The organism is Neorhizobium alkalisoli (genome assembly GCF_007829835.1).
Classification (GTDB): domain Bacteria; phylum Pseudomonadota; class Alphaproteobacteria; order Rhizobiales; family Rhizobiaceae; genus Neorhizobium.
The window spans coordinates 192,891-219,134 of the sequence record NZ_VIWP01000002.1 but is presented as its reverse complement, the minus strand read 5'-3'; the positions used below and the strand labels follow the sequence as shown (position 1 = coordinate 219,134).

The following is a 26,244-nucleotide window of genomic DNA, read 5'->3' as shown; positions in this document are numbered from 1 at the left end:
CGGGGTTTTCAACAGGTCGTCGTTTTCAATAGGCCGGCTCTTGAACAGGCCGCGCTCTTGAACAGGCCGGCCCTTAAACAGGAATGCGATATGGTTCCCCAAAGTGACACGACAGGCCGCGGCGAGGAGACCGGAGACAGCATTGCCTATATAAGGCAGATGCTGGGTGAGTTGCGACAGGTTGCCTATGCCGAAGGAGCCGAGATGCTCTGCTATCTGATCGAGATGGCCTATGTGGAGGCCGGTGATCTTCAGGCGGGGCGTCGCAAGCGTTCAATCCTGCATCACGAGTGAGACCATTCCGCCCGGATGGCGATAGAGCCGTCCCGCAAGATCGAGTTCCAGAAGCACGAGATAGACCCATTGGGCTGGCAGGCCCGTGTGGCGGATGATGTCATCGATATCGACAGGCGTTGGGCCGAGCGAGGAAATGATCCGATCTCGGTCGTCGTCATCAGGGGGCGGAAGAGGGGCGGCAGATTTGTCCGGTTCCTCGACGACGAAATCCTGCGACGGATCGATTTGCGAGATCGGCGACAGCATGTCGAGCACATCGGCAGATGAGGTGGTGACGATCGCCCCTTGTTTCAACAATCCATTGGTACCGTGGCAGCGCGGGTCGAGCGGCGAGCCAGGGACGGCAAAGACCAGCCGGCCGAATTCGGTGGCAAGCCGGGCGGTGATCAGCGAGCCGGAGCGCTCGGCGGCTTCGACGACCACGACCCCAAGTGAAATGCCGGCGATCAGCCGGTTGCGCCGGGGAAAATCCCGCGCACGCGGCTCCCAGCCGAAGGGCATTTCGCTGATTGCAAGGCCAGCGCCCTCGGTGATCTCGTCAAGCAGGGGAATATTTTCCGGCGGATAGGGCTGGTCGAGACCGCCGGCCAGCACGGCGATCGTTCCCGTGTCGAGACTGGCACGGTGGGCGGCAGCATCGATGCCACGGGCAAGGCCCGAGGTGATCGAATAACCGGCCCTCCCGCAGTCCCGTGCGATCATCGCGGCAAACTTGGCACCGGCGATCGAGGCATTGCGCGATCCAACGATGCCGACAGAGGGGCGCGTCGCGATGGAGAGGTCGCCTTTCACACTGATCAGCGGCGGCGCGCCATCGATCTGGCGCAGGGCAGGGGGATAGTCCGGCTCGCCGATGCCGATGAAGCGTGCACCAAAGCGGCGTACCGCCTCCAGCTCCCGTTCGGCCTCTTCAACAGATGCGATGCGGATCGCCCGCAAGGCTCCGCCGCGAGCCGAAAGCTCCGGCAGCATGGCAAGCGCGTTTTCCGCCGAGCCGCAATGATTGATGAGATCGCGAAAGGTAACCGGGCCGACATTGTCGGAGCGGATCAGCCTCAGCCAGGCGATCCTCTGTCTTTCCGTCAGCGCAATCCCGGTTCGTCTTGCGCCGACAGTCTCCATTCCGCCACCCCCTCGGGGCCTTTACCCCTTCTGGCCGATCTTGCCTTCGGTGCCGGCAATCAGCCGCTTGATATTGGCTTCGTGCTTGATCCAGGAGATCACCGTCATGATGGCCATGACCAATGCGATCTTCGGTTCGTTTATGAACCACAGCACAACCGGAATGACAAGAGTTGCAACCAGAGCGGATAGAGACGAATATTTGCTGATCTTGGCGACCGACAGCCAGATCACGGCAAAGACCAGCACCATCCAGGGTGCGACGCCAAGCAGGGTGCCGATATAGGTCGCCACACCCTTGCCGCCCTTGAAGCCAAGCCAGACCGGGAAGAGGTGGCCCATGAAGGCCGCAAAGCCTGCAAGCAGGCCCGCCTCCGGGCCGAAGAAATAATATCCGACCAGGGCGGCAACCGTCGCTTTCAGCGCGTCGAGCAACAGCGTCGCGGCGGCAAGCTTCTTGTTGCCGGTGCGCAGAACATTGGTCGCGCCGATATTGCCCGAGCCGATCGAGCGGATATCGCCAAGCCCGGCCGCCCGTGTCAGCAGCAGGCCGAACGGGATCGAGCCGAGAAGATAGCCGAGAACCAGCGCCCCGGCTGCGATTGGCAGCGTGATCTGCCAGTTGAAGAGGTCTGCCATCTTGTTCCCCCCGAGGATCTGATGTCGGCCTTGCCCCTCACCCTAACCCTCTCCCCGTTTTGACGGGGAGAGGGGACGTGCCCCGATCGAGGCAGGGAGTGTGCCGCTTGTATCCTTCTCCCCGTCAGAACGGGGAGAAGGTGCCGGCAGGCGGATGAGGGGCAAGCACCAAGCGAATTTTGGTCCGACCGAATTTCTAGTTCAGGCTGTAAACGCACTTGCCCGCGACATAGGTCGCGACCGCGCGGCCGGAGAAACGCGCGTCATCGAACGGCGTGTTCTTCGAACGTGAGAGAAGCATATCCTTCGACACGATCCAAGGCTCTTCCAGATCGATCAGCGTGATATCGGCCTTCGCGCCCGGCTTCAGCGTGCCGGCATCGAGCCCGAAAATCTGGGCGGGGCGGGTGGACATGGCATCGATCAGGCGCATCAGCGGCACGCGGCCGTCGTGATGCAGGCGGAGGGCGGCAGCCAGCATCGTCTCGAGCCCGATCGCGCCATCGGCGGCATCGGCAAACGGCAGGCGCTTGGTGTCGACATCCTGCGGATCATGCGAGGAGACGATGATGTCGATCGTGCCGTTGGCCAGCGCATCCGCCATGGAGACACGGTCTTCTTCCGAGCGCAGCGGCGGCGACAGTTTGAAGAAGGTGCGATATTCGCCGATGTCGTTCTCGTTGAGCGACAGATGGTTGATCGACACGCCGCAGGTGACGTTGGCGCCGCGTTCGCGGGCCTCACGCAGCACGCGCGCCGATTCGGCCGTCGAGATTTTTGCGGCGTGGTATTTCGCCTGGGTCAGCGCGGCGATCCGAAGATCCCGCTCCAGCGGAATGATTTCTGCCTCTTTCGGCACGCCGGAAAGGCCGAGCCAGCTGGCAAACAGGCCTTCGTTCATCACCCCGTTGCCGAGATATTTTTCCTTGAGTTCCAGCGAGATCACTGCGCCGAACTCGCGCGCATAAGTCATCGCGCGGCGCAGCAGCAGCGTATCGGAAAGACCATGGCGTCCATTGGTGAAGGCGACGGCGCCGGACTGCTGCAGGAGACCGATCTCGGTCATCTCCTTGCCTTCAAGCCCGCGGGTTAGCGCTGCAGCCGGATGCACGTTGACGACCGCCTTGTCGCGCGCCGTCTTCTGCACGAATTCGATAAGGGCGATATCGTCCAGCACCGGATCCGTATCGGGCATCATGATGAAGGAGGTAACGCCGCCGGCTGCTGCCGCGCGGCTGGCCGATTCGATGGTTTCGGTATGTTCCGCGCCGGGCTCGCCGACATAGACGCGGGCATCGACGAGGCCGGGCGTCGCGACGAGGCCCTTGCAATCCTTGACGGTGGCGCCTTCCGGCGCGCCCTGGTTCTGGGCGTCCTTGCCGGAGGCCAGAATACGGCCGTCGTCACCGATGATAACAGTGCCGGTTTCGTCGAGATTGCGCGAGGGATCGAGGATGCGCAGGTTTTTGAGAACGGTCACGGTCATGCGCGTTCTCCATTGTTCTGGGAAACAAGCAGCGTTTCCATGACAGCCATGCGCACGGCGACCCCCATTTCGACCTGTTGTTCGATGACGCTCTGCGGACCGTCGGCAACTTCGGAAGCGATCTCGACGCCGCGGTTCATCGGGCCGGGATGCATGACGAGCGCATCTTCTTTGGCGGCTTTCAGCTTTTCCGCATCGAGACCGTAGAAGTGAAAATATTCGCGCACCGACGGCACGAAGGCGCCGGCCATGCGCTCGCGCTGCAGGCGCAGCATCATGACGACGTCCGCATCCTTGAGGCCTTCCTCCATCGAGTGGAAAACCTCGACGCTCATGTCGCGGATGCCCGAGGGCAGAAGCGTCGCAGGCGCCACGACACGGACGCGGGCGCCCATGGCGTTGAGGAGAATGATGTTGGACCGGGCAACGCGCGAATGCAGAACATCGCCGCAGATGGCGACGATGATGCCAGAAAGCTTGCCCTTGGCGCGGCGGATGGTCAGCGCGTCGAGCAGCGCCTGGGTCGGATGTTCATGCTGGCCATCGCCGGCATTGACCACCGAGCAGGCAACCTTCTGGGCGAGAAGTGCCGCAGCGCCCGCGGAAGAATGCCGCAGCACCAGCACGTCCGGCCGCATGGCGTTCAGCGTCATCGCCGTATCGATCAGCGTTTCGCCCTTCTTCACCGACGAATTGCCGACCGACATGTTCATCACGTCGGCGCCAAGCCGTTTGCCTGCAAGCTCGAAGGACGATTGCGTCCGGGTCGAGGCTTCGAAGAAGAGGTTGATTTGGGTGAGGCCCCGGAGCGTGGACGTCTTTTTCTCCCGTTGCCGGGATATCTTCACAGCCTCGTCGGCCTTGTCGAGAAGATAGGTGATGTCCTGTTCGGTGAGACCCTTGATGCCGATCAGATGTCGGTGGGGGAAGAAGACCATGAGGCGTGTCTCCGCTTGCGTTCGGCGGTCTATAAGGTTTGGGAAAACGACCTGCAAGTCGATAGGGGCGATATCCCGTCCGGTAAGCGGCTTTTGAACAGGGATGTCGCTTTTGTTGAGAAGACGGTATTTCCTGAACGGGAGCCGTTTCCACGCTCTGTAACTTCCGCTAGAACCGGCGCATGAACGACATGTCGCACGAAGAACAGAAACTCGCCGAGCTCAACCAGCCAAAACCCTGGTCCGGCATCAATGCCTATCGGTCCGACCCTTTGGTCGTCGACCTGACCGGCGACCTCAACCGGGCGATCCGCGACGAATACGATCAGCTCGGCAATTACGTGACGTCGCCGGAAGCGCAGGAACTGGCGCGGATGGCGAATGAAAATCCGCCAAAACTCAAGACCCATGGTCCGCGCGGTGAAAGGCTCGATACGGTCGAGTTTCATCCGGCTTGGCACGCACTGATGCGCCGCTCGATGCAGACCGGCCTGCATTCGTCGATCTGGGAAAACATTCCGGAAGCTCGCGGCAACGAGCATCGTGCCCGTGCGACGCGCTTTTACCTGACGGCGCAGCTCGAATGCGGCCATCTCTGCCCGCTGACGATGACCAGCGCCTCGCTTGCCGCGATGATGGCCTCGCCGCGCGTTCATAAGGAGTGGGCGCCAAAAGTTCTGTCGCGCAAATATGATTCGACCAACAGGCCGGCCCTGCAGAAATCCGCCATCACGCTCGGCATGGGCATGACGGAAAAGCAGGGTGGCACGGATGTGCGTGCCAACCGCTCGACGGCGGAGCGGGTGGGCGAGGGCGTCTATCGTCTTTCCGGCCATAAATGGTTCATGTCGGCGCCGATGAGCGACGGTTTCATCATGCTGGCAAAGACCGGCGATTCGATGGGCTGTTTCCTCGTGCCGCGGCTGCTGGAAGACGGATCGGCCAACGGCCTGCAGTTCCAGCGCCTCAAGGACAAGCTCGGCAACCGCTCGAATGCGTCCTCCGAAGTCGAGTTCACCGATGCCTTCGGTTATCTTTTGGGCGAGCCCGGTGGCGGCATCCGCACCATTCTCGACATGGTGACGTTGACCCGCCTCGATTGCGCCATGGCCTCTGCCGGTATCATGCGTGCTTCGCTTGCCGAGGCCGTGCATCATACCCGCGGCCGCAGCGTGTTCGGCCGAAAACTGATCGACCAGCCGCTGATGACGCGCGTTCTGGCCGACATGGCGCTCGACGTGGCCGCTGCGACTGCACTCGGCTTCCGTCTCGCAACGGCCTTCGACCGTGCCGGTGGCAATCCGGTCGATGCCGCCTTTGCCCGCGTCATGACGCCGGTCGTCAAATACTGGAACTGCAAGATCGCCCCGTCGCTGATCTATGAGGCGATGGAATGCCTTGGCGGCAACGGTTATGTCGAGGAGCGTCCGATCGCCCGGCATTATCGCGAGGCCCCGGTCAATGCGATCTGGGAAGGGTCGGGCAATGTCATGGCGCTCGACGTGCTGCGCGTCCTGTCCCGTGGCCGTGATCTGTTCGAGCTCGTGCTGTCGGGTTTCGAGCGCGATCTTGGCGCCTCGGGCAAGCGAACCGTTGAAGTGCTGAGGGCCGCAATGGCGCTCTGCGAAAGCGATGAGGGCGCCGCAAGGCTTCTCGTCGAACAGCTGGCGCTTGCCGCCGGTGCCGCGGAACTGGCTCGTCTTGGCGCCGGCAAAATCGCCGATGCATTTCTGGAAACCCGGCTTGCGGGCGGATGGCGCTCGACCTACGGCATGCTTGATGCCCGTTTCGACGCGCGCTACATCGTCGACCTGCTTTATCCGCCGGCGACGTAATTCGAAAACAGCAGCACGGCGGGAATGGTGAAGAAGGCGCACGCCGTCTGCACCGTTGCCGCCGCGGCGTAGAATTCGGTATCGCCGCCCATCTGCTTGGCCAGAACATAGCCGTTCATCGCGGTCGGCACGGCAGCGCTGAGGGCGAGCAAGGCCAAGTTGATGCCGGAAAGCCCGCAGGCAATGCCGACACCCAGCGCCAGGAGCGGGAAGAAGACCAGTTTCAGCACGACGGCAGCAATCACGCCCGCGCTCGGCTTCAGTGCATCCTGCACCCGAAGCCCGGCGCCAACCGTGATCAGGCCGAGGCTGAGCGAAGCCTGCGACAGAAGTTCGACCGCGCCCATGACGGGCTGGTAGATCGGTATGCCGACAAGGTTGATGAGAATGCCGACGATCGTCGCAAGGATCATCGGATTGGTCACGATCCGTATGATCAGTCCGCGGATGCTTGGCCGTGAGCCTGAAAACCACGAAAGCACCAGGATCGTCCCGATATTGACCGGCACGATCACCACCGCCATCACCAAGCCAACCACGGCCAGCCCGTGCGGGCCAAAAGTCTTGGCGGCGATGGCGAGCGCCATGAACCCGTTCCACCGCGTCGCCGTCTGGTAAAGCGACGTATAGGAGGAAGGGGTGACGTTCAGCCGTTGCAGGAGCGGCCATAGCGACAGGACCAGAAGCGACATGGTCATGAAGGAGACGACGGCGATCAGGCTGACGCTGATGCTGCTCGTATCGCTGAAATTGGCCTTGACCATGGTCTCGAACAGCAGCGCCGGGAAAAGGACATAGTAGCTGCACTGCTCCATGCCGTCCCAGAAGGTCTTGTCGATGACGGAGGTGCGTTTCAACCCGACGCCGAGCAGGACGAGAAGGAAGATCGGCAGGATGCTTTCGAATATGGCGAGCATGAAGCGGAGGAGACTGGTGGCTGATTGATCTTGTCGTCTGTCCTCCCCCTTTAGGACTTCTGCATGGAAAAGATCCGATTGCAATGGCGCAATCCTGTGCATCACCGCGCAAACGCCTGCCGATCCGCTTGTCGGGGCGAAATCCGCGCTTTATCGCGGAGGATAGACTTTTGAGATACGGACAAGCGCATGCTGCAAATCGCTGAGACGACGCAAACGCAAGGGGCGGTGCCGAAGCCGCGCAACCGTGCCGGCACCGAGCGGGCGATTTTTGTCGCAGCGCGCGACCTGCTTGCGGAAGAGGGCTTTCAGGGTTTCGGCATCAACGCCGTCGCGCGCCGCGCCGGCTGCGACAAGCAGTTGATCTATCGCTATTACGGTGGTCTCGACGGTCTGGTCGAGGCGATCGGTACCGATCTCGGCTCCTGGGTCCAGGATCGCATTCCGCAGGATACCGGCGGCATGTTCCTGCTCACCTATGGCGACCTGATGGAAAAGCTCTCCATCTATTTCATGGAAGCGCTGCGTGACGACCCGCTGGTCTGCAAGATCGTCGCCTGGGAAGTCTCGCAGGATACGCCGCAGGTCCGCCGCCTTTCGGAAGCGCGCATGAAGGCGCTCGGCAAATGGCTGGAGCACATGCGTGGCTCTCTGACACCGCCGAAGGGCGTCGACACGGTGACCACCAACGCCCTCATATTCGCTTCCATCCAGCATCTCGTCATTTCGGCTTCGGTCAGCGGCCAGTTCGCCGGCGTCGCGTTGAAGACGAAGAAAGACTGGGAGAAGGTGGAGGCAGCCGTAAAGCGCCTTGTTCGCGCCATTTACGGCTGATCCGCGCGACGCCTGTCCACAGACGGCCAACGGAAATTAACCATATCCATCGGTTTGCGTTGCACGAAAATCCTTGGCGCCTAAATTCAGGTTAACCGATTGTTAACCAAGTTTGTACCGGGCGTCATGACAATGGGAACCTTGTTCTGGGATCGTGCATTGCTGGTCGTCATGACGACGATCTTCGCGGTGCTGGCCCTGGATATTTCGGTACCCGCGCTTGTCTTGAGCCTCATGGCCCTGTCAAGATGGGTGGTAGTGCTGGACTTTTATCCAGTCGAACCGAAAGGCGAGACCGCATGAAGTGGTTTCTGATTCTCTGGGCCGGCCCCGTACTCCTGCTCACCAGCTGGTACGGGTTCTCCTATTATGACATGAGCTTCGGCTTTTTCATGCTGACCCGCCAAACGCATGACCTCGTTTTCCAGGTCTATGGCAATATTCTCGGCATTCCGCCGGAAACCATCCCGCCGCTCGTCGCGCGCGCCATGGTGTTCGACAGTTTTGTCGTCTTCGCGATCATCGGCCTGCGCAAGCGCAAGCAGATCATGGCCTGGTGGCGCCGCCGTCAGCTGTCCCGCGCGGCTGCACTTTCCCTGCGCAGCGACGAAAGCCTGTCCAGCGCACCCTGAAGAATGAAGCTGGCAGCGGCCGAATCGATCCGCTCCTTCCGCTTCGCCCTTGAAACGTCCATTTCCAGCAGTGCCCGTTCGGCAGCAACCGTCGACAGCCTCTCATCCCAGAAGATGAAAGGGATGTCGGTCTTTTCGCTCATCGACCGCACGAAGGCGCGGGTTGCCTGAACACGCGGCCCGGCCGAGCCGTCCATATTCATCGGCAGGCCGATGACGAAACCGCCGACCTTGTCCTTTTCCGCAAAGCTCAGCAGCACTTCGGCATCGAGCGTGAACTTCACGCGCTTGATGACGGGGCGAGGGGATGCGAATCGCCAACCGAGATCCGAGAGCGAAAGCCCGATCGTCTTGGTGCCGAGATCGAGCCCTGCGACGCACTGACCCGGCGTCAGGATTTCTGCGAATTCCTCTATCGTCATCACGGTCATGCGCTATACATCTCGTCCTTGTATCAGCTCGCCTATATTCCTCAGGCGGAAAAGCAGTCTTTAACACTCCCAAAAGTTTTTACATCATCCATCGACGGAGAACTTCCATGAAGATCACCTGGCTCGGCCATGCCGCATTCCGGATCGAAACCGCCAAGGCAAAGATCCTGATCGACCCATTCCTGACCTATAACCAGCCGTTTGCGGATGCCGGCCTGAACATCAAGGATGTTACCGACGGCATTACTCATATCCTGCTCACCCACGGCCATGCCGACCATGTCGGCGACACGGCCGCGATCGCCAAGGAAAAGGGCGCCGTCGTTCTCGCCAATGCCGATCTCGCCTCCTGGCTCGGCACCAAGGGCGTCGAGAAGCTGGAAATGGGCAATACCGGCGGCACCGTCGGTTTTGATGGTTTTTCCGTCACCTTCACCCAGGCGCTGCATTCCTCCGGCCAGGTCGACGAGATGGGCGTTGCCCATTCGCTCGGCTCGGCCAACGGTCTGATGATGCATTTTGAAGACGAAATGTCGGTCCTGCACATGGGCGATACCGACATCTTCACCGACATGGGCCTGATCAACGAACTGCACCAGCCGGATATCGGCCTCGTGCCGGTCGGCGATCGCTTCACCATGGGCGGTGCCGTGGCAGCGCTCGCCTGCCAGCGCTTCTTCGATTTCAAGCACGCCATTCCCTGCCATTACGGCACTTTCCCGATCATCGAACAGACGCCGGAAAAGTTCATCAAGGGCATGGAAGGCCTGAAGACCCGCGTCGAGGCGCCGGCGCCCGGCACCGTGCTCAGCTACTGAGCAAAACCTTGAATAAAAGCGATATGCCGGGCCCTCCCGGCATATCGTGTTTCTGGCACAGGCTTCAGGCCATCTGCGGTTCGACCCGGCCGGCCTGCTCGCGCACCTGCGGGGCAGGGCTCTGATTGGCCGACTGGGCGAACTGGCTGATCGCCTCGACCCGGCGCGTCAGGCGCGGATAGAACGAGAAGATGTGCAGGAAAAAGCCGGCGATCGACGGCACCATGCGTTCCTGCGCCTCGAAGGCCGTCGGGTTCATCTGGGCATTCAGCTTGGCGCTGCCGCAGGCCAGCATCTGCAATGCCGTGCGCGATGCCTGGATGTTGCGGGAGACGACGAGACCGACGCGGTCGCAGGTGAGTTCGCGGCCACGCGAATAGGCCTGGCCGAGGAAGGGCACGATATAGGCCGGCAGGTGCAGCAGGCTCGGGACCGTGTCGAGATGGCCGGCAACATGGTGGCCGAGCTCGTGGCCGATGACGAATTTCACCTGCTCTTCATTGTCGGCATCGATCAGCTGCGACGTCAGCCAGATGTAACGCGTGCGGCCGACCAGCGTCAGCGCCATGGCATTCATCACGCCGCTGGAATTGTAGACGAAGGCCTGCGGCGCCTCTTTCAGACCAAGCGCCCGGGCGCCGTCCTGAACCATCTTGTGCAGCTGCGGAAACTGCTGCTCGCTGACCATCACGTAATGGCCGATCATGTAGGCGCGCGTCAGGGCACGGGCGACGAAGCTCATGAACCAAAGAAGAGCGATATAAAAAGCGACGACGAAGATGATTGCGATGCCTTCCGGCGCCAGCATGACGGCGGCGACAATCGCACCAACGGCAATCAGCCAGATCAGAGATCCGATCACCAGCATCAGTGATCCGTAGAACTTCTCCTTCGGATGCCGGACTCTTGAAATCTTGAATTCCATGGATATTCCCTCTCGCAATAAAGATTATGTTCAAATGGTGGCGAGGCGGGACATAGGGCATCGGCGGGCAAGGCAAACCGCCTAATGCACTGGACGCGCGGACGTTGCATTCCTGCAACGCTGCGTGATGGTGCTCTATCGTGGCGACAAGCTGCGCTTTCGCGGCGGTTTTGCTGAAGAGCGCGGCCTTACCCCGTTGCGCAGCTGGTGCGTCGCCATTATAGCGGGGAGGAATTATCTTGCCCGGAGTAAAGCCATGTCCGTCGATCTCGCCACAGTGAAGCGCGTTGCGCGCCTTGCCCGCCTTGCGGTCACCGAGGAAGATGCCAATCGCATGGTTGGCGAGCTCAATGGCATCATCAATTTCGTCGAGCAGCTGTCCGAAGTGGATGTGACCGGTGTCGAGCCGATGACCTCGGTGACCCCGATGGACATGCGCAAGCGCCATGACGACGTCACCGACGGCAACAAGGCCGACGATGTCGTCGCCAATGCGCCGGCCACCGACCGCAATTTCTTCCTGGTTCCGAAGGTCGTCGAATAAGCTGCTTAACCCAAGCGCTGCCGACCGTTTCCCGCATTCGAACGAGCCGAAAAAGATCATGACCGAACTGACCAGCCTGACCATTGCCGAAGCCCGCGAAAAGCTGGTCTCGAAGGAAATCACCGCCGTCGAACTGACACAGGCCTATGTGTCGGCGATCGAGGCCGCCAATCCGGTCATCAACGCCTATGTGACGGTAACGTCGGACAAGGCGATCGCCATGGCCAAGGCTTCCGACGAGCGTTATGCCGTCGGCAAGGCAGGCGCGCTCGAAGGGGTCCCGCTCGGCATCAAGGACCTGTTTGCCACCGAAGGCGTCCATACCCAGGCCTGCAGCCACATTCTCGACGGTTTCAAGCCGAAATACGAATCGACCGTCACCCAGAACCTCTGGGACGATGGCGCCGTGATGCTCGGCAAGCTGAACATGGACGAATTCGCCATGGGCTCGTCCAACGAAACCTCGTTCTACGGCCCGGTCATCAATCCGTGGAAGGCTGAAGGTTCCAACCAGCAGCTCGTTCCCGGCGGTTCTTCCGGTGGTTCGGCCGCAGCCGTTGCCGCGCATCTCTGCGCCGGTGCCACCGCGACCGATACCGGCGGCTCGATCCGCCAGCCGGCCGCCTTCACCGGCACCGTTGGCATCAAGCCGACCTATGGCCGCTGCTCGCGCTGGGGTACGGTTGCCTTCGCATCCTCTCTCGACCAGGCTGGCCCGATCGCTCGCGACGTGCGCGATGCGGCGATCCTGTTGAAGTCGATGGCCTCGGTCGATGCCAAGGACACCACCTCGGTCGATCTGCCGGTGCCGGATTACGAAAAGGTTCTCGGCCAGTCGCTGAAGGGCATGAAGATCGGCATTCCGAAGGAATATCGCGTCGACGGCATGCCGGAAGAGATCGAAAAGCTCTGGCAGCAGGGTATCGCCTTCCTGAAGGATGCCGGTGCGGAGATCGTCGATATCTCGCTGCCGCACACGAAATACGCGCTGCCGGCTTATTACATCGTCGCGCCCGCCGAAGCCTCGTCGAACCTCGCCCGTTATGACGGCGTCCGTTACGGCCTGCGCGTCGACGGCAAGGACATTGCCGACATGTATGAAAAGACCCGCGCTGCCGGCTTCGGCACCGAGGTCAAGCGCCGCATCATGATCGGCACCTATGTTCTTTCGGCCGGTTATTACGACGCCTATTATCTGCAGGCCCAGAAGGTGCGCACGCTGATCAAGCGCGATTTCGAGATCGTGTTCCATGCCGGTGTCGATGCCATCCTGACGCCGGCCACACCGTCCTCGGCCTTCGGCATTGCCGACGAGGATCTCGCCGCCGATCCGGTTGCCATGTACCTGAACGACATCTTCACGGTGACGGTCAACATGGCCGGCCTGCCGGGCATCGCAGTCCCCGCCGGCCTCGACCGGAAGGGCCTGCCGCTCGGCCTGCAGCTGATCGGCAAGCCGTTCGAGGAAGAAACGCTGTTCAAGACGGCGCATGTCATCGAACAGGCAGCTGGCAAATTCACGCCGGCGAAGTGGTGGTAAGCAAGCGCTTCCCATGAATTGTCTTCGCCGACCGATTTTTTGGCCGGCGAAGCAGGTGATGCTTCAGCTCACGTTTCGGGAGGGTATCGTTTGCGCTGATGGACGATCGTCAGGATATCGAGACTGGTCTTGCTGCTGATCCGGTAGACGATCGTGTAGGGAAGGCCGGGTATGGCAAATTCCCGCGTATCGCTTAGGCTACCTTCTCTGCCGAGCATGGGAAAATGCCCGAACATATCGGTCGTCTGCCTGATACGGGAAATGACGCGGTCTGCAGTTCCTGGGTCGAATTCGGCGATATAGGCGTGAATGTCACGCAGGTCTGATACGGCTTCCGGGGTGAACTCAACGTTCAAAGCCAAATCGTTTCCAGACCTCTTCCGCAGGAACCATCAGCGAGCGGTCTTCCGCCTGTTTCAGGGCCTTGCGGATTTTCGCCTCTTTCCACGCAAGATAATCGGCATCGGTCGATTGGCCTTCGGCGGGGGCCGTCAGGTCTTTGAAGCTGATTTTTCCCTTGGTCTCGCTCATGCCCGCACTATAGCGTGAAATCGAGGTCGCGCCAATCGTCACGGCTTTTCCCCAGTTTGCCTTAACCAACTCCATCCGGATTGCTGGTCAAAACCGGAACTCTTTGTTCTACTCACAGGTGAGATAGAGAGAGCATATGGCAATCGTTCGCAACGCGCGTGAAGATGAGGCGGAAATCATCTCCGAAATCGGCTTCCGCGCCTGGGAAAAGGCGATGGTCGCGATCGGTGAGATGACCGATATGCGCGACAATGCGCGTCGTGCCTTTCGCACCTTTGCCCGTGATTACTGGCTGACGGTCAATGTCGTCGAGCTGCATGGCACTGTCGCCGGCTGGTCCGCGCGTGAAAAGCTGGATGAGCTGATTACTGACTTCTGGGTTGATCCCGCCCATCAGGGGCAGGGGCTCGGCAAGGCGCTGCTCAAGGAAGTCGAGGCAGAGATCGTCCATCAGGGGTTCGAGATCGCCAGGATCGAGACCCATGCCCGCAATGCCGAGGCGGTCGGCTTTTTCGAAAGGCATGGTTATACCGTCCACTGGCTGTCGATCGCCTATTCGCCGAGGATCGACCGGGACGTGCAGTCGGTGGGGCTGTCAAAGCGCCTCGTTGAAGACTGGGATGGCACCTACGGGCCGAAATTCTGAACCGGTCAGGGGGCCGGCTTGGTGATTTCGTAGGTGCAGGCGAAGGATGCGGCGGCGATGCGGTAGGTATCCGACGGATCGCTCGGGATCTGCACGATGGCGTCGCCCGGCTTGGCGATCATCTTTTCACCCCAGGGCGCGGTGAAGGAGAAGCCTCCCATGGTCGCGGGAACGATGAAATAGTTCATTTCGCTGCCCTTCGGCTGGAAGGGACGATAGCCGCGCGAATCTGCCTCGCCGAGCGGCTTGCCGTAACGGTCGGGAAACTTTGCCGACTTTACGAGGATTTCCTCATTGCCGGTTTCAGGGCAGCGGTTGCGCACCACCCAGTCGCCATCTTCGGCCGGCTTCGATTTCGTTTCCACGCCTTCGCCCTTGATCATCGTGATGACGATCTCGCCGAGATTGGCGGGGCGGGCATCGACTTGCTTCGTCTTCTTCGCTGTCCCGGTCTTGCCCTGGCTTTTCATCTCCTCCATCAGCTTGACCTGATCCTTGACGGTGATCTGCTGCGCAAGAAGGGGAAGGGCAGAGCCGGCGAGGATCGAAAAGGCTGCGATGAAAAGGATCGGGCGACGGGTCATGATGCTCCCTGGGCTTTTTTCCGATGACGGTCCTCAATCGGTAACATCGCGACCGGCAAGCGGCAAGTCCGCGGGAAAAGCGGAGTTTTTGCCGTTCACCACAGGGCGATGGAACGCCAGATTGCAACGAAGCTCTCCGGAGTTGTGATCAGGACGATCACAATCGCGATCTGCAGGACAACAAAGAACGGCAGGGCAACCGGGAAGGGCGGTTTCCGCGTCTTGTGCCGCAGCAGTTTTTGAGCGGTAAAAGCGCCCGGTCCGCCGCCGGCAAAGGCGAGAAGCAGAAGCGTCGATTCCTTGACGCGCCAATTGCCGTCGCGCGCCGCCTGCTTGTCGCGCCAATAGACGCAAAAGACGACGGTGTTGTAGAGGAAGGCGGTTGTCGCGAGTATGAGGATCGTATCGAGCGACAACAAATGCCTCCGGGGCAATGCACATGGGCGCTTAAAGGCTCGGAGGAGGCTTCAAGCCTTGCGCCACAATGGCATTTGTTCTACCTCACCAGCTTAAAGAATTCACCTATGAGACGAGCATAAGATGACCCTAGTCGACGTTCGCACGCCCGATCCGAAACGCTTCATTCCCGGCGCCACAGGCGACTGGGAAGTGATCATCGGCATGGAGGTGCACGCTCAGGTCCTTTCCAATTCGAAGCTTTTCTCCGGCGCCTCGACCGAATTCGGCAAGCCTGCCAATTCCAACGTCTCGCTCGTCGATGCGGCGATGCCCGGCATGCTGCCCGTCATCAACGAGGAATGCGTGGCCCAGGCCGTGCGCACCGGTCTCGGCCTGAAAGCCCAGATCAACAAGCGTTCGATCTTCGACCGCAAGAACTATTTTTATCCCGACCTGCCGCAGGGCTACCAGATCTCGCAGTTCAAGGATCCGATCGTCGGTGAAGGCCAGATCGTCATCTCGCTCGGCCCCGACCGACAGGGCCAGTTCGAGGATATCGAGATCGGCATCGAGCGCCTGCACCTAGAACAGGACGCCGGCAAGTCGATGCACGACCAGCATCCGACCATGTCCTATGTCGACCTGAACCGCTCCGGCGTGGCGCTGATGGAAATCGTCTCCAAGCCCGACATGCGGTCTTCGGACGAAGCCAAGGCCTATATGACCAAGCTCCGCTCGATCGTCCGTTATCTCGGCACTTGCGACGGCAACATGGATGAAGGCTCGATGCGCGCCGACGTCAACGTCTCCGTCCGTCGTCCGGGCGAAGGTTTTGGCACGCGTTGCGAAATCAAGAACGTCAACTCCATCCGCTTCATCGGCCAGGCGATCGAATACGAGGCACGCCGCCAGATCGCCATCCTCGAGGATGGCGGCTCGATCGATCAGGAAACCCGTCTGTTCGATCCGGGCAAGGGCGAGACGCGTTCGATGCGCTCCAAGGAAGACGCGCACGACTATCGCTATTTCCCGGACCCGGACCTGCTGCCGCTCGAATTCGATGATGCCTTCATCGCCGCCATGGCAAAGGACCTGCCGGAACTGCCGGACGACAAGAAGGCCCGTTTCGTCGCCGAACTCGGCCTGTCCATCTATGACGCTTCTGTCCTGACTTCGGAAAAGGCGATCGCCGATTATTTCGAGGCCGTGGCCGAAGGCCGTGACGGCAAGATGGCTGCCAACTGGGTCATCAACGACTTGCTTGGCGCCTTGAACAGAACCGGCAAAGACATTGAAGAGACTCCGGTTTCCGCCGCTCAGCTCGGTGCCATCATCGACCTGATCAAGGCCGAGACCATTTCCGGCAAGATCGCCAAGGACCTGTTCGAAATCGTGCTCACCGAAGGCGGTGATCCGGCCGAGATCGTCGAAGCCCGCGGTATGAAACAGGTCACCGATACCGGCGCCATCGAAAAGGCCGTCGACGAGATCATCGCCGCCAATCCGGATCAGGTCGAGAAGGTCAAGGCGAAGCCGACGCTGGCCGGCTGGTTCGTCGGTCAGGTCATGAAGTCCACCGGCGGCAAGGCCAATCCGCAGGCCGTCCAGGCGTTGGTCAAGGCAAAGCTGGGGATCGAGGAGTAGGCTTATGGTCTACTTCGTTCGCACCGCAGGTGAGGAGGATGTGGAAAAGATCCGCTCCGTCCTCACCGAAACCTTCCATGCCTCCTACGACCCGTTCTACGGGCCCGAACAGGTGGCGCGCATGGTCGGCAGCTGGCATTCGGCAGGCGCGATCAAGGCACGCATCCTGAAGAAGGATGGCGAGTTCCTCGTCGCCGATGACGGCCGTTCGATCGGCGGCATCGGTTATGCCGCCAAATATCCGAAGATGGACAAGACGGTGATGCTGCATCAGCTCTACGTGCGCCCCTCGGCGCAGGGAGAGGGTGTCGGCCGCGATATCTTTGCCGAACTCGAAACCTGCTTCCCCGATGCCGAAATCATGCGGGTGGAAGTGGCGTTGCAGAATGTCCGGGCCTTTTCGTTTTATGAGCGGCTCGGATTTGTCGAGGTCGACCGCATGGAGGAGTGGGGCGCCCCCAATTCCGGCCTGCCGGCGATCATCATGGAAAAGCGGCTGGCCTCGCATTAGAGGCAAAGACGCACCAGGGAGGGCATGACATGGTCGAGATCATCATCCGCCGGGCAAGGGAGGCGGATCTGCCGGCCCTGATAGCTCTCTTCGCCGACGACGATGTCGGCGGTCACGGCGATACGACGGACGCTGCCGCCTTCGACGATTACCTGCGTGCCTTTCATGTCATCGACGCCTCCCAGAACGAGCAGCTGTTTGCAGCCGAGCTTGATGGCGAGGTCGTCGGCACGTTCCAGATCGTCTTCAATCGCACCCTGACCGGCCGCGGCTCGCTGACGATGATCATCGAGGCCGTCCAGACCCGCGCCGACATGCGCGGGCGCGGTATCGGCGCCCAGATGATTGCTTACGCCATCGAAGAAGCGCGGCGCCATGACTGCCGGGTCGTGCGGCTGACATCGAATATGAAGCGCATCGACGCGCATCGTTTCTACGAGCGACTGGGTTTCTCCAAGGGCCATTTCGGCTTCAAGATGGAGCTCAAATAAAGGTGCCAAAAGCCGGAATCACTGGACACGCACGCTGCCAAGCGGCATAAGCGAAGCAGTGCGGTGCCATTGGCCAGCCAATGACCAGCCTACGATCAGATTGTATTTCCAACCTGCTTTCAAAGCCGACGGAACATCCATGAAAAACCTCCTGCTGCAGATCTTCACTTGGTGGAACGGACAGACGATGGGGACCAGGGTCTTCACCTGGCGCCACGGCAAGAAGGTTGGCGAGGATGAAATGGGCAATGTCTATTACGAAGGTCCGATGACCTCGTGGGGCAAGCCGAAGCGCTGGGTCGTTTACAAGGGTTATGCTGAGGCTTCGGCGATTGCGCCGGGCTGGCATGGCTGGATGCACTACCGCACCGACGTTCCGCCGTCGCAGGAAGACTACAAGGCCCGCGAATGGCAGAAGCCGCACAAGGCCAACATGACCGGTACGCCGCTTGCCTACCACCCGAAGGGCTCGCTTGCGACCGGCGGTGAACGCGCCCGCGTCACGGGCGATTACGACGCCTGGACGCCAGGAAACTGATCCTGCCCTTTCGAGGCCGACACCTGTTTTGGCCATAATCCACTTTTAAAGCATGTCGCGCAAAAGTGTGCCGCGGTTTTGCGAAAACGACATGCTCCAACAAAACACTAAAGCGTACGGAGCGAATCTGAAAGATCGCGACACGCTTTAGTCCTCGGCGGACAAAATCTGTCGAGACGGGATGAATGATGACACGGACGAAGCTTATCTCACGCAAACTGGCGGTCGGCGCCCTTCTGGCGATCGTTCCGGTTCTGATGGGAGGCGAGGCGTCCGCGGCCCGTATCGAGAACCACGTCGCCGAGTTCGCTGGCATCGACAAGATCACCGGCCGCATCACCAAGTTCGACGTCTATCTGAACGAGACCGTGCAATACGGCGCCCTGCAGGTGACGCCGAAGGTCTGTTATTCCCGCGACGATACGGAAGTGCAGAAGATCGATGGTTTCGTCGAGGTCGACGAGATCACGCTCGACCGCAAGATCCGCCGCATCTTTTCCGGCTGGATGTTCGCAGACAGCCCCGGCCTCAATGCCGTCGAGCATCCGATCTATGACGTCTGGCTGACAGGCTGCAAGCAGACCTCGGACGTGCCGGCGCCCGCCGCCAAGGCAGCGAAGTAAGCGTCTTCTATTTCCTGAATTTCAGAATACCAGATGCGGCCCGTCGACGGCGGCCCGCAACATGGCGAGATATTCGTCCTTGGGCACGTCGATCGCGCCGAACGTCTTTAAGTGTTCGGTGGTGAACTGCGTGTCGAGCAGCGTAAAGCCGTGCTGCTTCAGGCGCTCGACGAGATGCACGAGGGCAATCTTGGACGCGTTGGTGCGGCGGGAGAACATGCTTTCGCCGAAGAAGGCGGAGCCGAGCGAAACGCCATAAAGCCCGCCGACGAGTTCGTCGCCGTCGAAGGCCTCGACGCTATGGGCATGGCCCATGGCATGCAGTTCGCAATAGAGCTTTCGGATCGTGGCATTGATCCAGGTGCTGGGCCTGTCTTCCGCGGGTTCTGCGCACATCTCGATGACACCGGGAAAATCGGTATCGAAGCGGATGTCGAAAGGTTTTTGGCGGATTGCCTTGGCAAGGCTTTTCGAAACGTGGAACGTATCGAGCGGCAGCACGCCGCGCATTTCCGGATCGACCCAGAAAATCTCCGGGTCGTCCGCGGCTTCGGCCATCGGGAAAAGCCCGATGGAATAGGCGCGCAACAGAATTTCCGGTGTAATCGCCGGATAGTATTTGCCGCGACGCCCTGCCATTGATCTCCTTACTGAGCGGACGTTGCCGCCAGATGCTTCTCCAGCCAGTGGATGTCGTAATCGCCGGCTGCGATATCGGGATTGTCGACAAGTTCCTGGAAGAGCGGCAGCGTGGTCTTGATGCCGTCAACGACGAATTCGTCGAGGACGCGCCGCAAGCGCATCATGCATTCGCTGCGCGTGCGACCATGCACGATCAGTTTGCCGATCAGGCTGTCATAGTATGGCGGGATCTTGTAGCCGGCATAGGCACCCGAATCGACGCGAACGCCAAGACCACCCGGAGCGTGGAAATAGGTGATCGTACCGGGCGAGGGTACGAAGGTGCGCGGATCCTCGGCATTGATACGGCATTCGATCGCATGGCCCTGAAAGACGATCTCGTCCTGGGTCACGGACAGGCCGTTGCCGGAAGCGACGCGGATCTGCTCGTGCACGAGGTCGATGCCGGTGATCGCTTCGGTGATCGGGTGTTCGACCTGAAGACGGGTGTTCATTTCGATGAAATAGAACTCGCCGTTTTCGTAGAGGAACTCGATCGTGCCGGCGCCGCGATATTTCAGCTTCTTCATCGCATCGGCGCAGACCTGGCCGATCTTCATCCGCTGCTCGACGGTGAGGGCAGGGGAATTGGCTTCTTCCCAGACCTTCTGGTGACGGCGCTGCAGCGAGCAGTCACGTTCGCCGAGATGGATCGCATTGCCTGCGCCGTCGCCGACGACCTGGATCTCGATATGCCGCGGCTTTTCGAGATATTTTTCCATGTAGACCGCGTCATTGCCGAAAGCGTTCAACGCTTCGGTCCGGGCGGTCGCCACGGCTTCGTCCAGATCTTCTTCGGTCTTGGCGACCTTCATGCCGCGGCCGCCGCCGCCTGCGGTTGCCTTGATGAGAACCGGGAAGCCGATCTTGCGGGCGATTTCCATCGCGTTCTCGGGCTTCACTTCGCCGTCCGAGCCGGGCACGACCGGGATACCCAGTTCCTGTGCCGTCTGCTTGGCGGTGATCTTGTCGCCCATGATGCGGATATGGTCGGCGGTCGGTCCGATGAAGGTGATGCCATGGGCGTCGAGAATATCGGCGAACTTGGCATTTTCCGACAGGAAGCCGTAACCGGGATGCACGGCGTCAGCGCCAGTGATCTCGCAGGCGGCAACGATCTGATGGATGTTCAGATAGCTGTCACGCGAAGGCGGCGGGCCGATGCAGACGCTTTCGTCTGCCAGGCGCACATGCATCGCATCGGAATCGGCGGTCGAATGAACCGCAACCGTCGCAATTCCGAGCTCCTTGCAGGCGCGCAGGACGCGAAGTGCGATTTCACCGCGGTTGGCTATGAGGATCTTGGAAATCATGGGCTCAAGCCTTACTCGACGATGACGAGCGGCTGGCCGTATTCGACAGGCTGCGCGTCGTTGACCAGGATTTCCACGACCTTGCCGGACTTCGGCGACGGGATCTGGTTCATCGTCTTCATGGCTTCGATGATGAGCAGGGTCTGGCCTTCCTTGACGGTGGCGCCGACTTCGATGAAAGCGCGCGAGCCGGGAGCCGGTGCCATGTAGACAGTGCCGACCATCGGGGCCGTGACGGCATTCTTCAGGTCCGGACCGGCAGCAGCGGCCGGAGCAGCTGCAACGGCCGCGACAGGTGCAGCGGCGGCAACCGGTGCTGCTGCGATCGGAGCCTGGATATACTGCGTATTGCCCTGGCGCGATACGCGGATACGGAGATCGTCCTGTTCGACTTCGATCTCGGTCAGATCGGTGTCCTTCAGGATGTTCGCGAGATCGCGGATCAGACCCTTGTCGATACCGGCTTTCTTCTCAGACATAGCAAACCCTATTGTTTTGTTTATGTTGTCAGGCAGTGATGGATTTCAAGGCGTGCAGGGCGAGAATGTAGCTCGTCGGCCCGAACCCGCAGATGACGCCCTTGCAGGCCGCCGCTATCGCCGAATGGTGCCGGAACTCTTCCCGGGCATGCACATTCGAGATGTGAACTTCCACGACTGGTACGGATATCGCACGAATGGCGTCGTGCAGCGCAATCGAAGTGTGGGTATAGGCACCCGCGTTGAACGCGACACCGGCGGCTTTCTCGCCGGCCTCATGGATCCAGTCGATCAGCACGCCTTCGTGGTTGCTCTGGCGAAAGTCGACGGTGAAGCCAAGAGCGTCGCCGGCGGCGCGGCAATCGGCAGCGATATCATCGAGCGTCTTGCCGCCATAAATGCCCGGTTCCCGCTTCCCCAACATGTTGAGGTTGGGGCCGTTGAGAACGAAGATCGTTTTGCTCATCGCAATCTTAGAAGTTCCATCCACAAATCTGCGGCCACCTATAGACCGCTAGGACCGCAAGGAAAAGCCCCCGGCAGGCCGAAAGAGGCCGCCGTCCACGGAAGTCAAGGCCAAGGGCGATAAAGGGGAGGATGTTCGGATCGGAAGATCAGCAGCTTGCCTTGCCGCAGGAACGCACATTGGAGATCTTCTCTTCCAGCGTTTCACCGCCGACGGCACCGAATACGGCCTCGTCGCCGACGACATAGGTCGGCGTGCCGGTAATGCCGATCGCGTTGGCCAGCTGGTAGGTCTCGCGCACCTGATCGTCATTCGGCTTGTCGGCCATCGACTTGCGGATCGCAGCCTCGTCGACGCCAAGCGACTTTGCAACGGCAAGGGCCGTCTGTTCCGAAGCATGCGCCGTGCCGCCGAGGAGCTTGCGATGGAATTCCGGATATTTCGTCGGCGCGACCAGGCGCACGGCATTCGCCACGCGGTGCGCAGCAACCGAATCCGGTCCGAGGATCGGGAATTCCTTCAGGATGAAGCGGACATTCTTGTCCTTGGACAGAATGCCGTCCATGTCGGACAGTGCGTGTTTGCAATAGCCGCAATTGTAATCGAAGAATTCGACGATGGTGACGTCGCCCTTCGGATTGCCGAGCGTGATGTCGGACGGAGAGGCGAAGATCGTGTCCTTGTAGGCTGCGACCGCCTTGGTCGACTGGTCGACGCGCTGGGCCTGCTGCTTGGCTTCAAGCGCGTTCTGCGCCTCGATCAGCACTTCCGGATTGTCGATCAGATACTGGCGGATGAATTCGCCCATTTCCTTCTTCTGCGTGTCATCGAGTGCGAGTGCCGGGGCGGCAGCCGAAAATCCAGCAGCGACCAAGACGCCGGCAAGAGCAAATTTCTTGAAGAAGGTCATCCGGTCCTCATGTCGAAGAAGGTGAAATGCAGAAATGCCGAACAGCAGTTCGATTCGGGCCGAAATTAAGTCAGGAAAGACCGTCTGGAAACCCGAAAACGAACGGGGAGGCCAACTCGACTTTCACAACTGCGTAAACCGGCGCCGCGAGAATCGAAAAAACCTTTTCCAAGCGATGTTTACGGCCGTCGTGTGAATCAGATCCTCAACAGAGGATGCGGTGTCATCCAACGAGAAACGGCCGCTGACGCGGCCGTTTCGATAATCCAGAATATTGACCAGGCTCAGAAGAAGCCGCGGCGCTGCCACCAGCCAGCCTTCTTGGGCTTGCCGGCTTCGCCATCGGTTTCCGGTGCTGCTGCCGGGTCGGAGCTTTTCACCACCGCCTCGCTGGAGGAGGAGATGTTGGAGGCGCGGTTGGCGCGGGCCGGCTTGTCGTCGCCTTCAGCCGTTTCAGCTTCCGCTTCTGCAGCCGCTGCGGGCTGTTCTTCGGCAACGACAGGCGTTTCGACGACCGGAGCCGCTTTGACCGGTTCCGCAACGGCTTCGACCGGAGCAGGGGCCTCGGCGGCAGGCGCTTCTTCCGTTGCTGCAGTCGCAGCCTTGCCACGGCGCGAGCGGCGCGGCTTCGGTGCTGCAACTTCAGCCGGAGCCTCTTCGGCTACAGGCTCGACAACGGCTGCGGTCGTTTCCTCGGCAGCTTCGACTGCGACAACCGCATCTTCCGCCTCGGCACCGGCTTCATCCGACGATGCTTCGTCGTCGCCGGCTTCGGAAGCCGTCATTTCGCTGCCGTCCTCGTCACCGCGGTTGCGGCGGCCACCACGCTTGCCACGACGGCGACGTTTGCGGCGCGCACCTTCATCGCCTTCGCCGGTTTCTGCACCCTCGGCGCTGACGGCGCCTTCGGCTGCATCATCCTCGTCCTCGTCGCCATCTTCGGCTGTAAGGTCCTGGCCATCAGCGTCGGAAGCCTGCGCTTCGCCATTGCGTTCACCGCCGCGATTGCGACGACGGCGGCGACGCTTGCGCTTGCGGCCGTTTTCATCGCTCTGCTGGGCGCGTTCGCCGGAAGCCTGGGCCGGAGCTGCGTTCAGCTCTTCCTCGTCTTCTTCCTCGTCGATCTCGATGACGACATCGTCTTCTTCCTCGACCGGGATCGCCGCGAACTGCATCAGGCTCTCGATGCGGACCGGGTTTTCAACCGGCTCGCCCTTGTCGATCGCAAAATGGTTCGAACCGATGCTGACGTCGGATTCGATGAAGATCGAGACGCCGAAGCGGTTTTCGTAATCCACCACGGTCGCGCGCTTGTGGTTGAGCAGGTAGAGCGCGATGTCGGGCGTCGTGCGCACGGTAATGTCGTGCGTCGTGTTCTTGAGCAGGTATTCCTCGATGCCGCGCAGGACATGCAGGCCGACGGAAGACTGCGAGCGAACGTGACCGGTACCGCCGCAATGCGAGCAGATCTGCGTCGTCGATTCGAGAACCGATGCGCGGATACGCTGGCGCGACATTTCCAGAAGGCCGAAATGCGAGATGCGGCCAACCTGGATACGGGCACGGTCGTTCTTCAGGCAATCCTTCAGCTTCTTCTCGACAGCGCGGTTGTTGCGCTTTTCTTCCATGTCGATGAAGTCGATGACGATCAGGCCGGCAAGGTCGCGCAGGCGCAGCTGGCGGGCGACTTCCTCAGCCGCTTCCAGGTTGGTCTGCAGTGCCGTGTCTTCGATCGAGTGCTCGCGGGTCGAACGGCCGGAGTTGACGTCGACGGCAACCAGCGCCTCGGTCTGGTTGATGATCAGGTAGCCACCGGACTTCAGCGTCACCTGCGGCTGCAGCATGCGGTCGAGCTGCGCTTCGATGCCGGAACGCGAGAAGATCGGGTGCAGGTCGCGATAGGGCTGAACCACCTTGGCATGGCTCGGCATCAGCATCTTCATGAAGTCTTTCGCTTCACGATAGCCTTCTTCGCCGGAGACGATGACCTCGTTGATGTCCTTGTTATACAGGTCGCGGATCGAACGCTTGATCAGCGAGCCTTCTTCATAAACGAGGGTCGGCGCGGTCGACTGCAGGGTCAGCGTGCGGACGTTTTCCCACAGGCGCATCAGATATTCGAAGTCGCGCTTGATCTCGACGCGAGTGCGGTTGGCGCCTGCGGTGCGCAGGATGACACCCATGCCCTGCGGCACGTCCAGCTCGCGCGCAACTTCCTTGAGGCGCTTGCGGTCGGCCGGCTGGGTGATCTTGCGGGAAATGCCGCCGCCCCGTGCCGTGTTCGGCATCAGGACCGAATAACGGCCTGCAAGCGACAGATAGGTGGTCAGCGCTGCGCCCTTGTTGCCGCGTTCTTCCTTGGCCACCTGCACGAGCAGGATCTGTCGGCGCTTGATGACTTCCTGGATGCGGTACTGCTTGCGCGGGCGGCGCACGACGCGATCCGGAACTTCTTCCATCGCGTCTTCTGCGCCGACGGATTCGATTTCTTCCTTCTCGTGATGATCGTCGTCGTCATCCTCGTCGTCATCACGACGGCGGCGCGAATCGACGTCTTCCGAGATCGAGTCGGTATCGACCATGGCGGCCATGCTGTCCGGCGTCGAATCGTCGTTGCCCTGATCCTCGGACGGGGCAGGCGCGGCGTCAGCGGTCTCTTCGGAAGAAGCCTCTTCGGCCTTTGCGGCCTCCGGCTTCTTCTTGGCGCGGCTGCGGCGCGGCTTGGTCTTCTTTTCTTCAGGCGCCGGCTCTGCGGCTTCCGCGGTGGTCTCGGTAACAGCCTCGACGACTTCGGCTACGGCCTCAGGCGCTGCGGCCTCTACCGGTGCGGCCGGAACGATGCCGATATCCGGCTGTTCCTCGTTGGCGAGATCGACAACAGGATCCATGGCGTCGGCTTCAGCGATCTTGCGCTGATCTTCCGCTTCCTGCTGCATCAGCGCCTGCCGGTCGGCAAGCGGGATCTGGTAATAGTCGGGATGGATTTCCGCGAAGGCGAGGAAGCCGTGGCGGTTGCCGCCGTAATCCACGAACGCGGCCTGAAGGGACGGTTCGACCCGTGTCACCTTCGCCAGATAGATATTGCCGCGTATCTGCTTCTTATGCTGCGATTCGAAATCGAATTCTTCGATGCGATTGCCGCGTACGACGACTACGCGCGTCTCCTCTTCGTGAGACGCGTCGATAAGCATTTTGTCTGCCATTGATGTTCTGCTCCTCGGCGCCGCACATCCGCAAAAAGGCCTGCCACCAGTATTTCAACTGGGACAGACCGATCATGAGAGACAGTCGTTGCGCCGGATAAGGGGGATCCCGTCGGGTGGACCTGTCGTGACGGCAACCGGAAAGAAGACGGAGCCAGAGGCTTCCTTGTTCTCTCCCGGTTCTGAAAACTGTGCCGCGACATCAAAGACCAAACGAGAATGACGTAAACATAGACCCTTGAGGGTCCGATGAAATTGCTCCACTGA

The 26,244-nt window shown here is 60.6% G+C and carries 32 protein-coding genes; 14 read left to right on the top strand and 18 right to left on the bottom strand.

Annotation, left to right across the window (positions count from 1 at the left end; translation table 11 throughout):
• Nucleotides 1-90 precede the first annotated feature (90 nt).
• The gene (locus FHW37_RS06905; RefSeq protein WP_145634312.1) at nucleotides 91-294 is read left to right on the top strand and encodes a hypothetical protein; all 204 of its coding nucleotides are present in this window, start codon (nucleotides 91-93) and stop codon (nucleotides 292-294) included.
• Here FHW37_RS06905 and dprA read toward each other — a convergent pair.
• From dprA to FHW37_RS06885, 4 genes are all read right to left on the bottom strand, one after another.
• Nucleotides 274-1,419: a DNA-processing protein DprA gene (gene dprA / locus FHW37_RS06900; RefSeq protein ID WP_145634310.1), complete on the bottom strand. Its 1,146-nt coding sequence runs from the start codon at nucleotides 1,417-1,419 to the stop codon at nucleotides 274-276. The genes FHW37_RS06905 and dprA overlap by 21 nt on opposite strands.
• A gap of 21 nt (nucleotides 1,420-1,440) precedes the next feature.
• Nucleotides 1,441-2,058 (bottom strand): glycerol-3-phosphate 1-O-acyltransferase PlsY, encoded by a 618-nt coding sequence (plsY, locus tag FHW37_RS06895; protein WP_145634308.1) that lies wholly within the window; start codon nucleotides 2,056-2,058, stop codon nucleotides 1,441-1,443.
• 196 nt (nucleotides 2,059-2,254) lie between these two features.
• Nucleotides 2,255-3,544 carry a dihydroorotase gene (locus tag FHW37_RS06890; RefSeq protein WP_145634306.1) on the bottom strand — a complete coding sequence of 430 codons (1,290 nt, stop codon included), beginning with the start codon at nucleotides 3,542-3,544 and terminating at the stop codon, nucleotides 2,255-2,257.
• The gene (locus FHW37_RS06885) at nucleotides 3,541-4,482 is read right to left on the bottom strand and encodes an aspartate carbamoyltransferase catalytic subunit (RefSeq protein ID WP_145634305.1); all 942 of its coding nucleotides are present in this window, start codon (nucleotides 4,480-4,482) and stop codon (nucleotides 3,541-3,543) included. Before FHW37_RS06885 ends, FHW37_RS06890 begins: the two co-directional genes overlap by 4 nt.
• 182 nt (nucleotides 4,483-4,664) lie before the next feature.
• Here FHW37_RS06885 and FHW37_RS06880 point away from each other — a divergent pair, with 182 nt between their 5' ends.
• Complete coding sequence (locus FHW37_RS06880; RefSeq protein ID WP_145634302.1) at nucleotides 4,665-6,317, top strand: acyl-CoA dehydrogenase family protein; 1,653 nt, start codon at nucleotides 4,665-4,667, stop codon at nucleotides 6,315-6,317.
• Here FHW37_RS06880 and FHW37_RS06875 read toward each other — a convergent pair.
• The gene (locus tag FHW37_RS06875; RefSeq protein ID WP_145634300.1) at nucleotides 6,299-7,234 is read right to left on the bottom strand and encodes an AEC family transporter; all 936 of its coding nucleotides are present in this window, start codon (nucleotides 7,232-7,234) and stop codon (nucleotides 6,299-6,301) included. The genes FHW37_RS06880 and FHW37_RS06875 overlap by 19 nt on opposite strands.
• Nucleotides 7,235-7,423: 189 nt before the next feature.
• Between FHW37_RS06875 and FHW37_RS06870 the strand changes: the two genes are divergently transcribed.
• The 3 genes from FHW37_RS06870 (at nucleotide 7,424) to FHW37_RS06860 (ending at nucleotide 8,700) form a co-directional block, all read left to right on the top strand.
• Nucleotides 7,424-8,068 carry a TetR/AcrR family transcriptional regulator gene (locus FHW37_RS06870; RefSeq protein ID WP_145634298.1) on the top strand — a complete coding sequence of 215 codons (645 nt, stop codon included), beginning with the start codon at nucleotides 7,424-7,426 and terminating at the stop codon, nucleotides 8,066-8,068.
• Nucleotides 8,069-8,167: 99 nt separating this feature from the next.
• A complete protein-coding gene (locus tag FHW37_RS06865) occupies nucleotides 8,168-8,371 on the top strand; it encodes a hypothetical protein (RefSeq protein WP_145634296.1) in 204 nt (67 codons plus the stop codon).
• Nucleotides 8,368-8,700 (top strand): DUF6105 family protein, encoded by a 333-nt coding sequence (locus tag FHW37_RS06860; protein ID WP_145634294.1) that lies wholly within the window; start codon nucleotides 8,368-8,370, stop codon nucleotides 8,698-8,700. Before FHW37_RS06865 ends, FHW37_RS06860 begins: the two co-directional genes overlap by 4 nt.
• Here FHW37_RS06860 and ruvX read toward each other — a convergent pair.
• Nucleotides 8,637-9,131, bottom strand: a complete 495-nt coding sequence (gene ruvX, locus FHW37_RS06855; RefSeq protein ID WP_145634292.1) for a Holliday junction resolvase RuvX — start codon at nucleotides 9,129-9,131, stop codon at nucleotides 8,637-8,639. The genes FHW37_RS06860 and ruvX overlap by 64 nt on opposite strands.
• Nucleotides 9,132-9,238: 107 nt before the next feature.
• Here ruvX and FHW37_RS06850 point away from each other — a divergent pair, with 107 nt between their 5' ends.
• A complete protein-coding gene (locus FHW37_RS06850; protein ID WP_145634289.1) occupies nucleotides 9,239-9,949 on the top strand; it encodes a metal-dependent hydrolase in 711 nt (236 codons plus the stop codon).
• Nucleotides 9,950-10,013: 64 nt separating this feature from the next.
• On the opposite strand, the gene FHW37_RS06845 is transcribed toward FHW37_RS06850, so the two are convergent.
• The gene (locus FHW37_RS06845) at nucleotides 10,014-10,874 is read right to left on the bottom strand and encodes a M48 family metallopeptidase (protein ID WP_145634287.1); all 861 of its coding nucleotides are present in this window, start codon (nucleotides 10,872-10,874) and stop codon (nucleotides 10,014-10,016) included.
• A 256-nt stretch (nucleotides 10,875-11,130) separates the two neighbouring features.
• Here FHW37_RS06845 and gatC point away from each other — a divergent pair, with 256 nt between their 5' ends.
• The gene (gene gatC, locus FHW37_RS06840; protein ID WP_145634285.1) at nucleotides 11,131-11,418 is read left to right on the top strand and encodes an Asp-tRNA(Asn)/Glu-tRNA(Gln) amidotransferase subunit GatC; all 288 of its coding nucleotides are present in this window, start codon (nucleotides 11,131-11,133) and stop codon (nucleotides 11,416-11,418) included.
• Nucleotides 11,419-11,476: 58 nt separating this feature from the next.
• Nucleotides 11,477-12,958: an Asp-tRNA(Asn)/Glu-tRNA(Gln) amidotransferase subunit GatA gene (gatA, locus tag FHW37_RS06835; RefSeq protein WP_145634283.1), complete on the top strand. Its 1,482-nt coding sequence runs from the start codon at nucleotides 11,477-11,479 to the stop codon at nucleotides 12,956-12,958.
• A gap of 68 nt (nucleotides 12,959-13,026) precedes the next feature.
• On the opposite strand, the gene FHW37_RS06830 is transcribed toward gatA, so the two are convergent.
• Complete coding sequence (locus FHW37_RS06830; protein WP_246690695.1) at nucleotides 13,027-13,320, bottom strand: type II toxin-antitoxin system RelE/ParE family toxin; 294 nt, start codon at nucleotides 13,318-13,320, stop codon at nucleotides 13,027-13,029.
• Nucleotides 13,304-13,531, bottom strand: a complete 228-nt coding sequence (locus tag FHW37_RS06825) for a hypothetical protein (RefSeq protein ID WP_145634281.1) — start codon at nucleotides 13,529-13,531, stop codon at nucleotides 13,304-13,306. The genes FHW37_RS06830 and FHW37_RS06825 overlap by 17 nt, the downstream gene beginning before the upstream one ends.
• Nucleotides 13,532-13,625: 94 nt before the next feature.
• Between FHW37_RS06825 and FHW37_RS06820 the strand changes: the two genes are divergently transcribed.
• Nucleotides 13,626-14,135: a GNAT family N-acetyltransferase gene (locus FHW37_RS06820; RefSeq protein WP_145634279.1), complete on the top strand. Its 510-nt coding sequence runs from the start codon at nucleotides 13,626-13,628 to the stop codon at nucleotides 14,133-14,135.
• Nucleotides 14,136-14,140: 5 nt separating this feature from the next.
• Here FHW37_RS06820 and FHW37_RS06815 read toward each other — a convergent pair whose 3' ends face one another.
• Together FHW37_RS06815 and FHW37_RS06810 are read right to left on the bottom strand one after the other, a co-directional pair.
• Nucleotides 14,141-14,719 (bottom strand): hypothetical protein, encoded by a 579-nt coding sequence (locus FHW37_RS06815; RefSeq protein ID WP_145634277.1) that lies wholly within the window; start codon nucleotides 14,717-14,719, stop codon nucleotides 14,141-14,143.
• 95 nt (nucleotides 14,720-14,814) lie between these two features.
• Nucleotides 14,815-15,135 (bottom strand): DUF1294 domain-containing protein, encoded by a 321-nt coding sequence (locus FHW37_RS06810; protein ID WP_145634275.1) that lies wholly within the window; start codon nucleotides 15,133-15,135, stop codon nucleotides 14,815-14,817.
• Nucleotides 15,136-15,259: 124 nt separating this feature from the next.
• On the opposite strand from FHW37_RS06810, the gene gatB reads away from it, so the two are divergent.
• From gatB to FHW37_RS06795, 3 genes are read left to right on the top strand one after another with little or no spacing between them, the layout of a single operon-like run.
• Nucleotides 15,260-16,762, top strand: coding sequence for an Asp-tRNA(Asn)/Glu-tRNA(Gln) amidotransferase subunit GatB (gatB, locus tag FHW37_RS06805; protein ID WP_145634273.1), 1,503 nt, complete (start codon nucleotides 15,260-15,262; stop codon nucleotides 16,760-16,762).
• Between the two features lie 4 nt (nucleotides 16,763-16,766).
• Entirely contained in the window at nucleotides 16,767-17,273 is a 507-nt protein-coding gene (locus FHW37_RS06800) for a GNAT family N-acetyltransferase (RefSeq protein ID WP_145634271.1), read from the top strand.
• A 29-nt stretch (nucleotides 17,274-17,302) separates the two neighbouring features.
• Nucleotides 17,303-17,764 (top strand): GNAT family N-acetyltransferase, encoded by a 462-nt coding sequence (locus FHW37_RS06795; RefSeq protein WP_145634269.1) that lies wholly within the window; start codon nucleotides 17,303-17,305, stop codon nucleotides 17,762-17,764.
• An 18-nt stretch (nucleotides 17,765-17,782) separates the two neighbouring features.
• Here FHW37_RS06795 and FHW37_RS34435 read toward each other — a convergent pair whose 3' ends face one another.
• Entirely contained in the window at nucleotides 17,783-17,905 is a 123-nt protein-coding gene (locus FHW37_RS34435) for a hypothetical protein (RefSeq protein ID WP_281407239.1), read from the bottom strand.
• Between FHW37_RS34435 and FHW37_RS06790 the strand changes: the two genes are divergently transcribed.
• Nucleotides 17,904-18,302 carry an NADH:ubiquinone oxidoreductase subunit NDUFA12 gene (locus FHW37_RS06790; protein ID WP_145634267.1) on the top strand — a complete coding sequence of 133 codons (399 nt, stop codon included), beginning with the start codon at nucleotides 17,904-17,906 and terminating at the stop codon, nucleotides 18,300-18,302. The two genes, FHW37_RS34435 and FHW37_RS06790, sit on opposite strands and share 2 nt — an antisense overlap.
• A 185-nt stretch (nucleotides 18,303-18,487) precedes the next feature.
• A complete protein-coding gene (locus FHW37_RS06780; RefSeq protein WP_186458176.1) occupies nucleotides 18,488-18,925 on the top strand; it encodes a DUF2155 domain-containing protein in 438 nt (145 codons plus the stop codon).
• Nucleotides 18,926-18,946: 21 nt separating this feature from the next.
• On the opposite strand, the gene aat is transcribed toward FHW37_RS06780, so the two are convergent.
• The 6 genes from aat to FHW37_RS06750 form a co-directional block, all read right to left on the bottom strand.
• The gene (gene aat / locus FHW37_RS06775) at nucleotides 18,947-19,564 is read right to left on the bottom strand and encodes a leucyl/phenylalanyl-tRNA--protein transferase (RefSeq protein WP_145634264.1); all 618 of its coding nucleotides are present in this window, start codon (nucleotides 19,562-19,564) and stop codon (nucleotides 18,947-18,949) included.
• Between the two features lie 8 nt (nucleotides 19,565-19,572).
• Nucleotides 19,573-20,919, bottom strand: coding sequence for an acetyl-CoA carboxylase biotin carboxylase subunit (accC, locus tag FHW37_RS06770; protein ID WP_145634263.1), 1,347 nt, complete (start codon nucleotides 20,917-20,919; stop codon nucleotides 19,573-19,575).
• 11 nt (nucleotides 20,920-20,930) lie between these two features.
• Nucleotides 20,931-21,398, bottom strand: coding sequence for an acetyl-CoA carboxylase biotin carboxyl carrier protein (gene accB, locus FHW37_RS06765; RefSeq protein WP_145634262.1), 468 nt, complete (start codon nucleotides 21,396-21,398; stop codon nucleotides 20,931-20,933).
• A 28-nt stretch (nucleotides 21,399-21,426) separates the two neighbouring features.
• Nucleotides 21,427-21,864 carry a type II 3-dehydroquinate dehydratase gene (gene aroQ, locus FHW37_RS06760; protein WP_145634261.1) on the bottom strand — a complete coding sequence of 146 codons (438 nt, stop codon included), beginning with the start codon at nucleotides 21,862-21,864 and terminating at the stop codon, nucleotides 21,427-21,429.
• Between the two features lie 148 nt (nucleotides 21,865-22,012).
• A complete protein-coding gene (locus FHW37_RS06755; RefSeq protein ID WP_145634260.1) occupies nucleotides 22,013-22,774 on the bottom strand; it encodes a DsbA family protein in 762 nt (253 codons plus the stop codon).
• Nucleotides 22,775-23,058: 284 nt separating this feature from the next.
• A complete protein-coding gene (locus FHW37_RS06750) occupies nucleotides 23,059-25,977 on the bottom strand; it encodes an Rne/Rng family ribonuclease (RefSeq protein WP_145634259.1) in 2,919 nt (972 codons plus the stop codon).
• Nucleotides 25,978-26,244 lie beyond the last annotated feature (267 nt).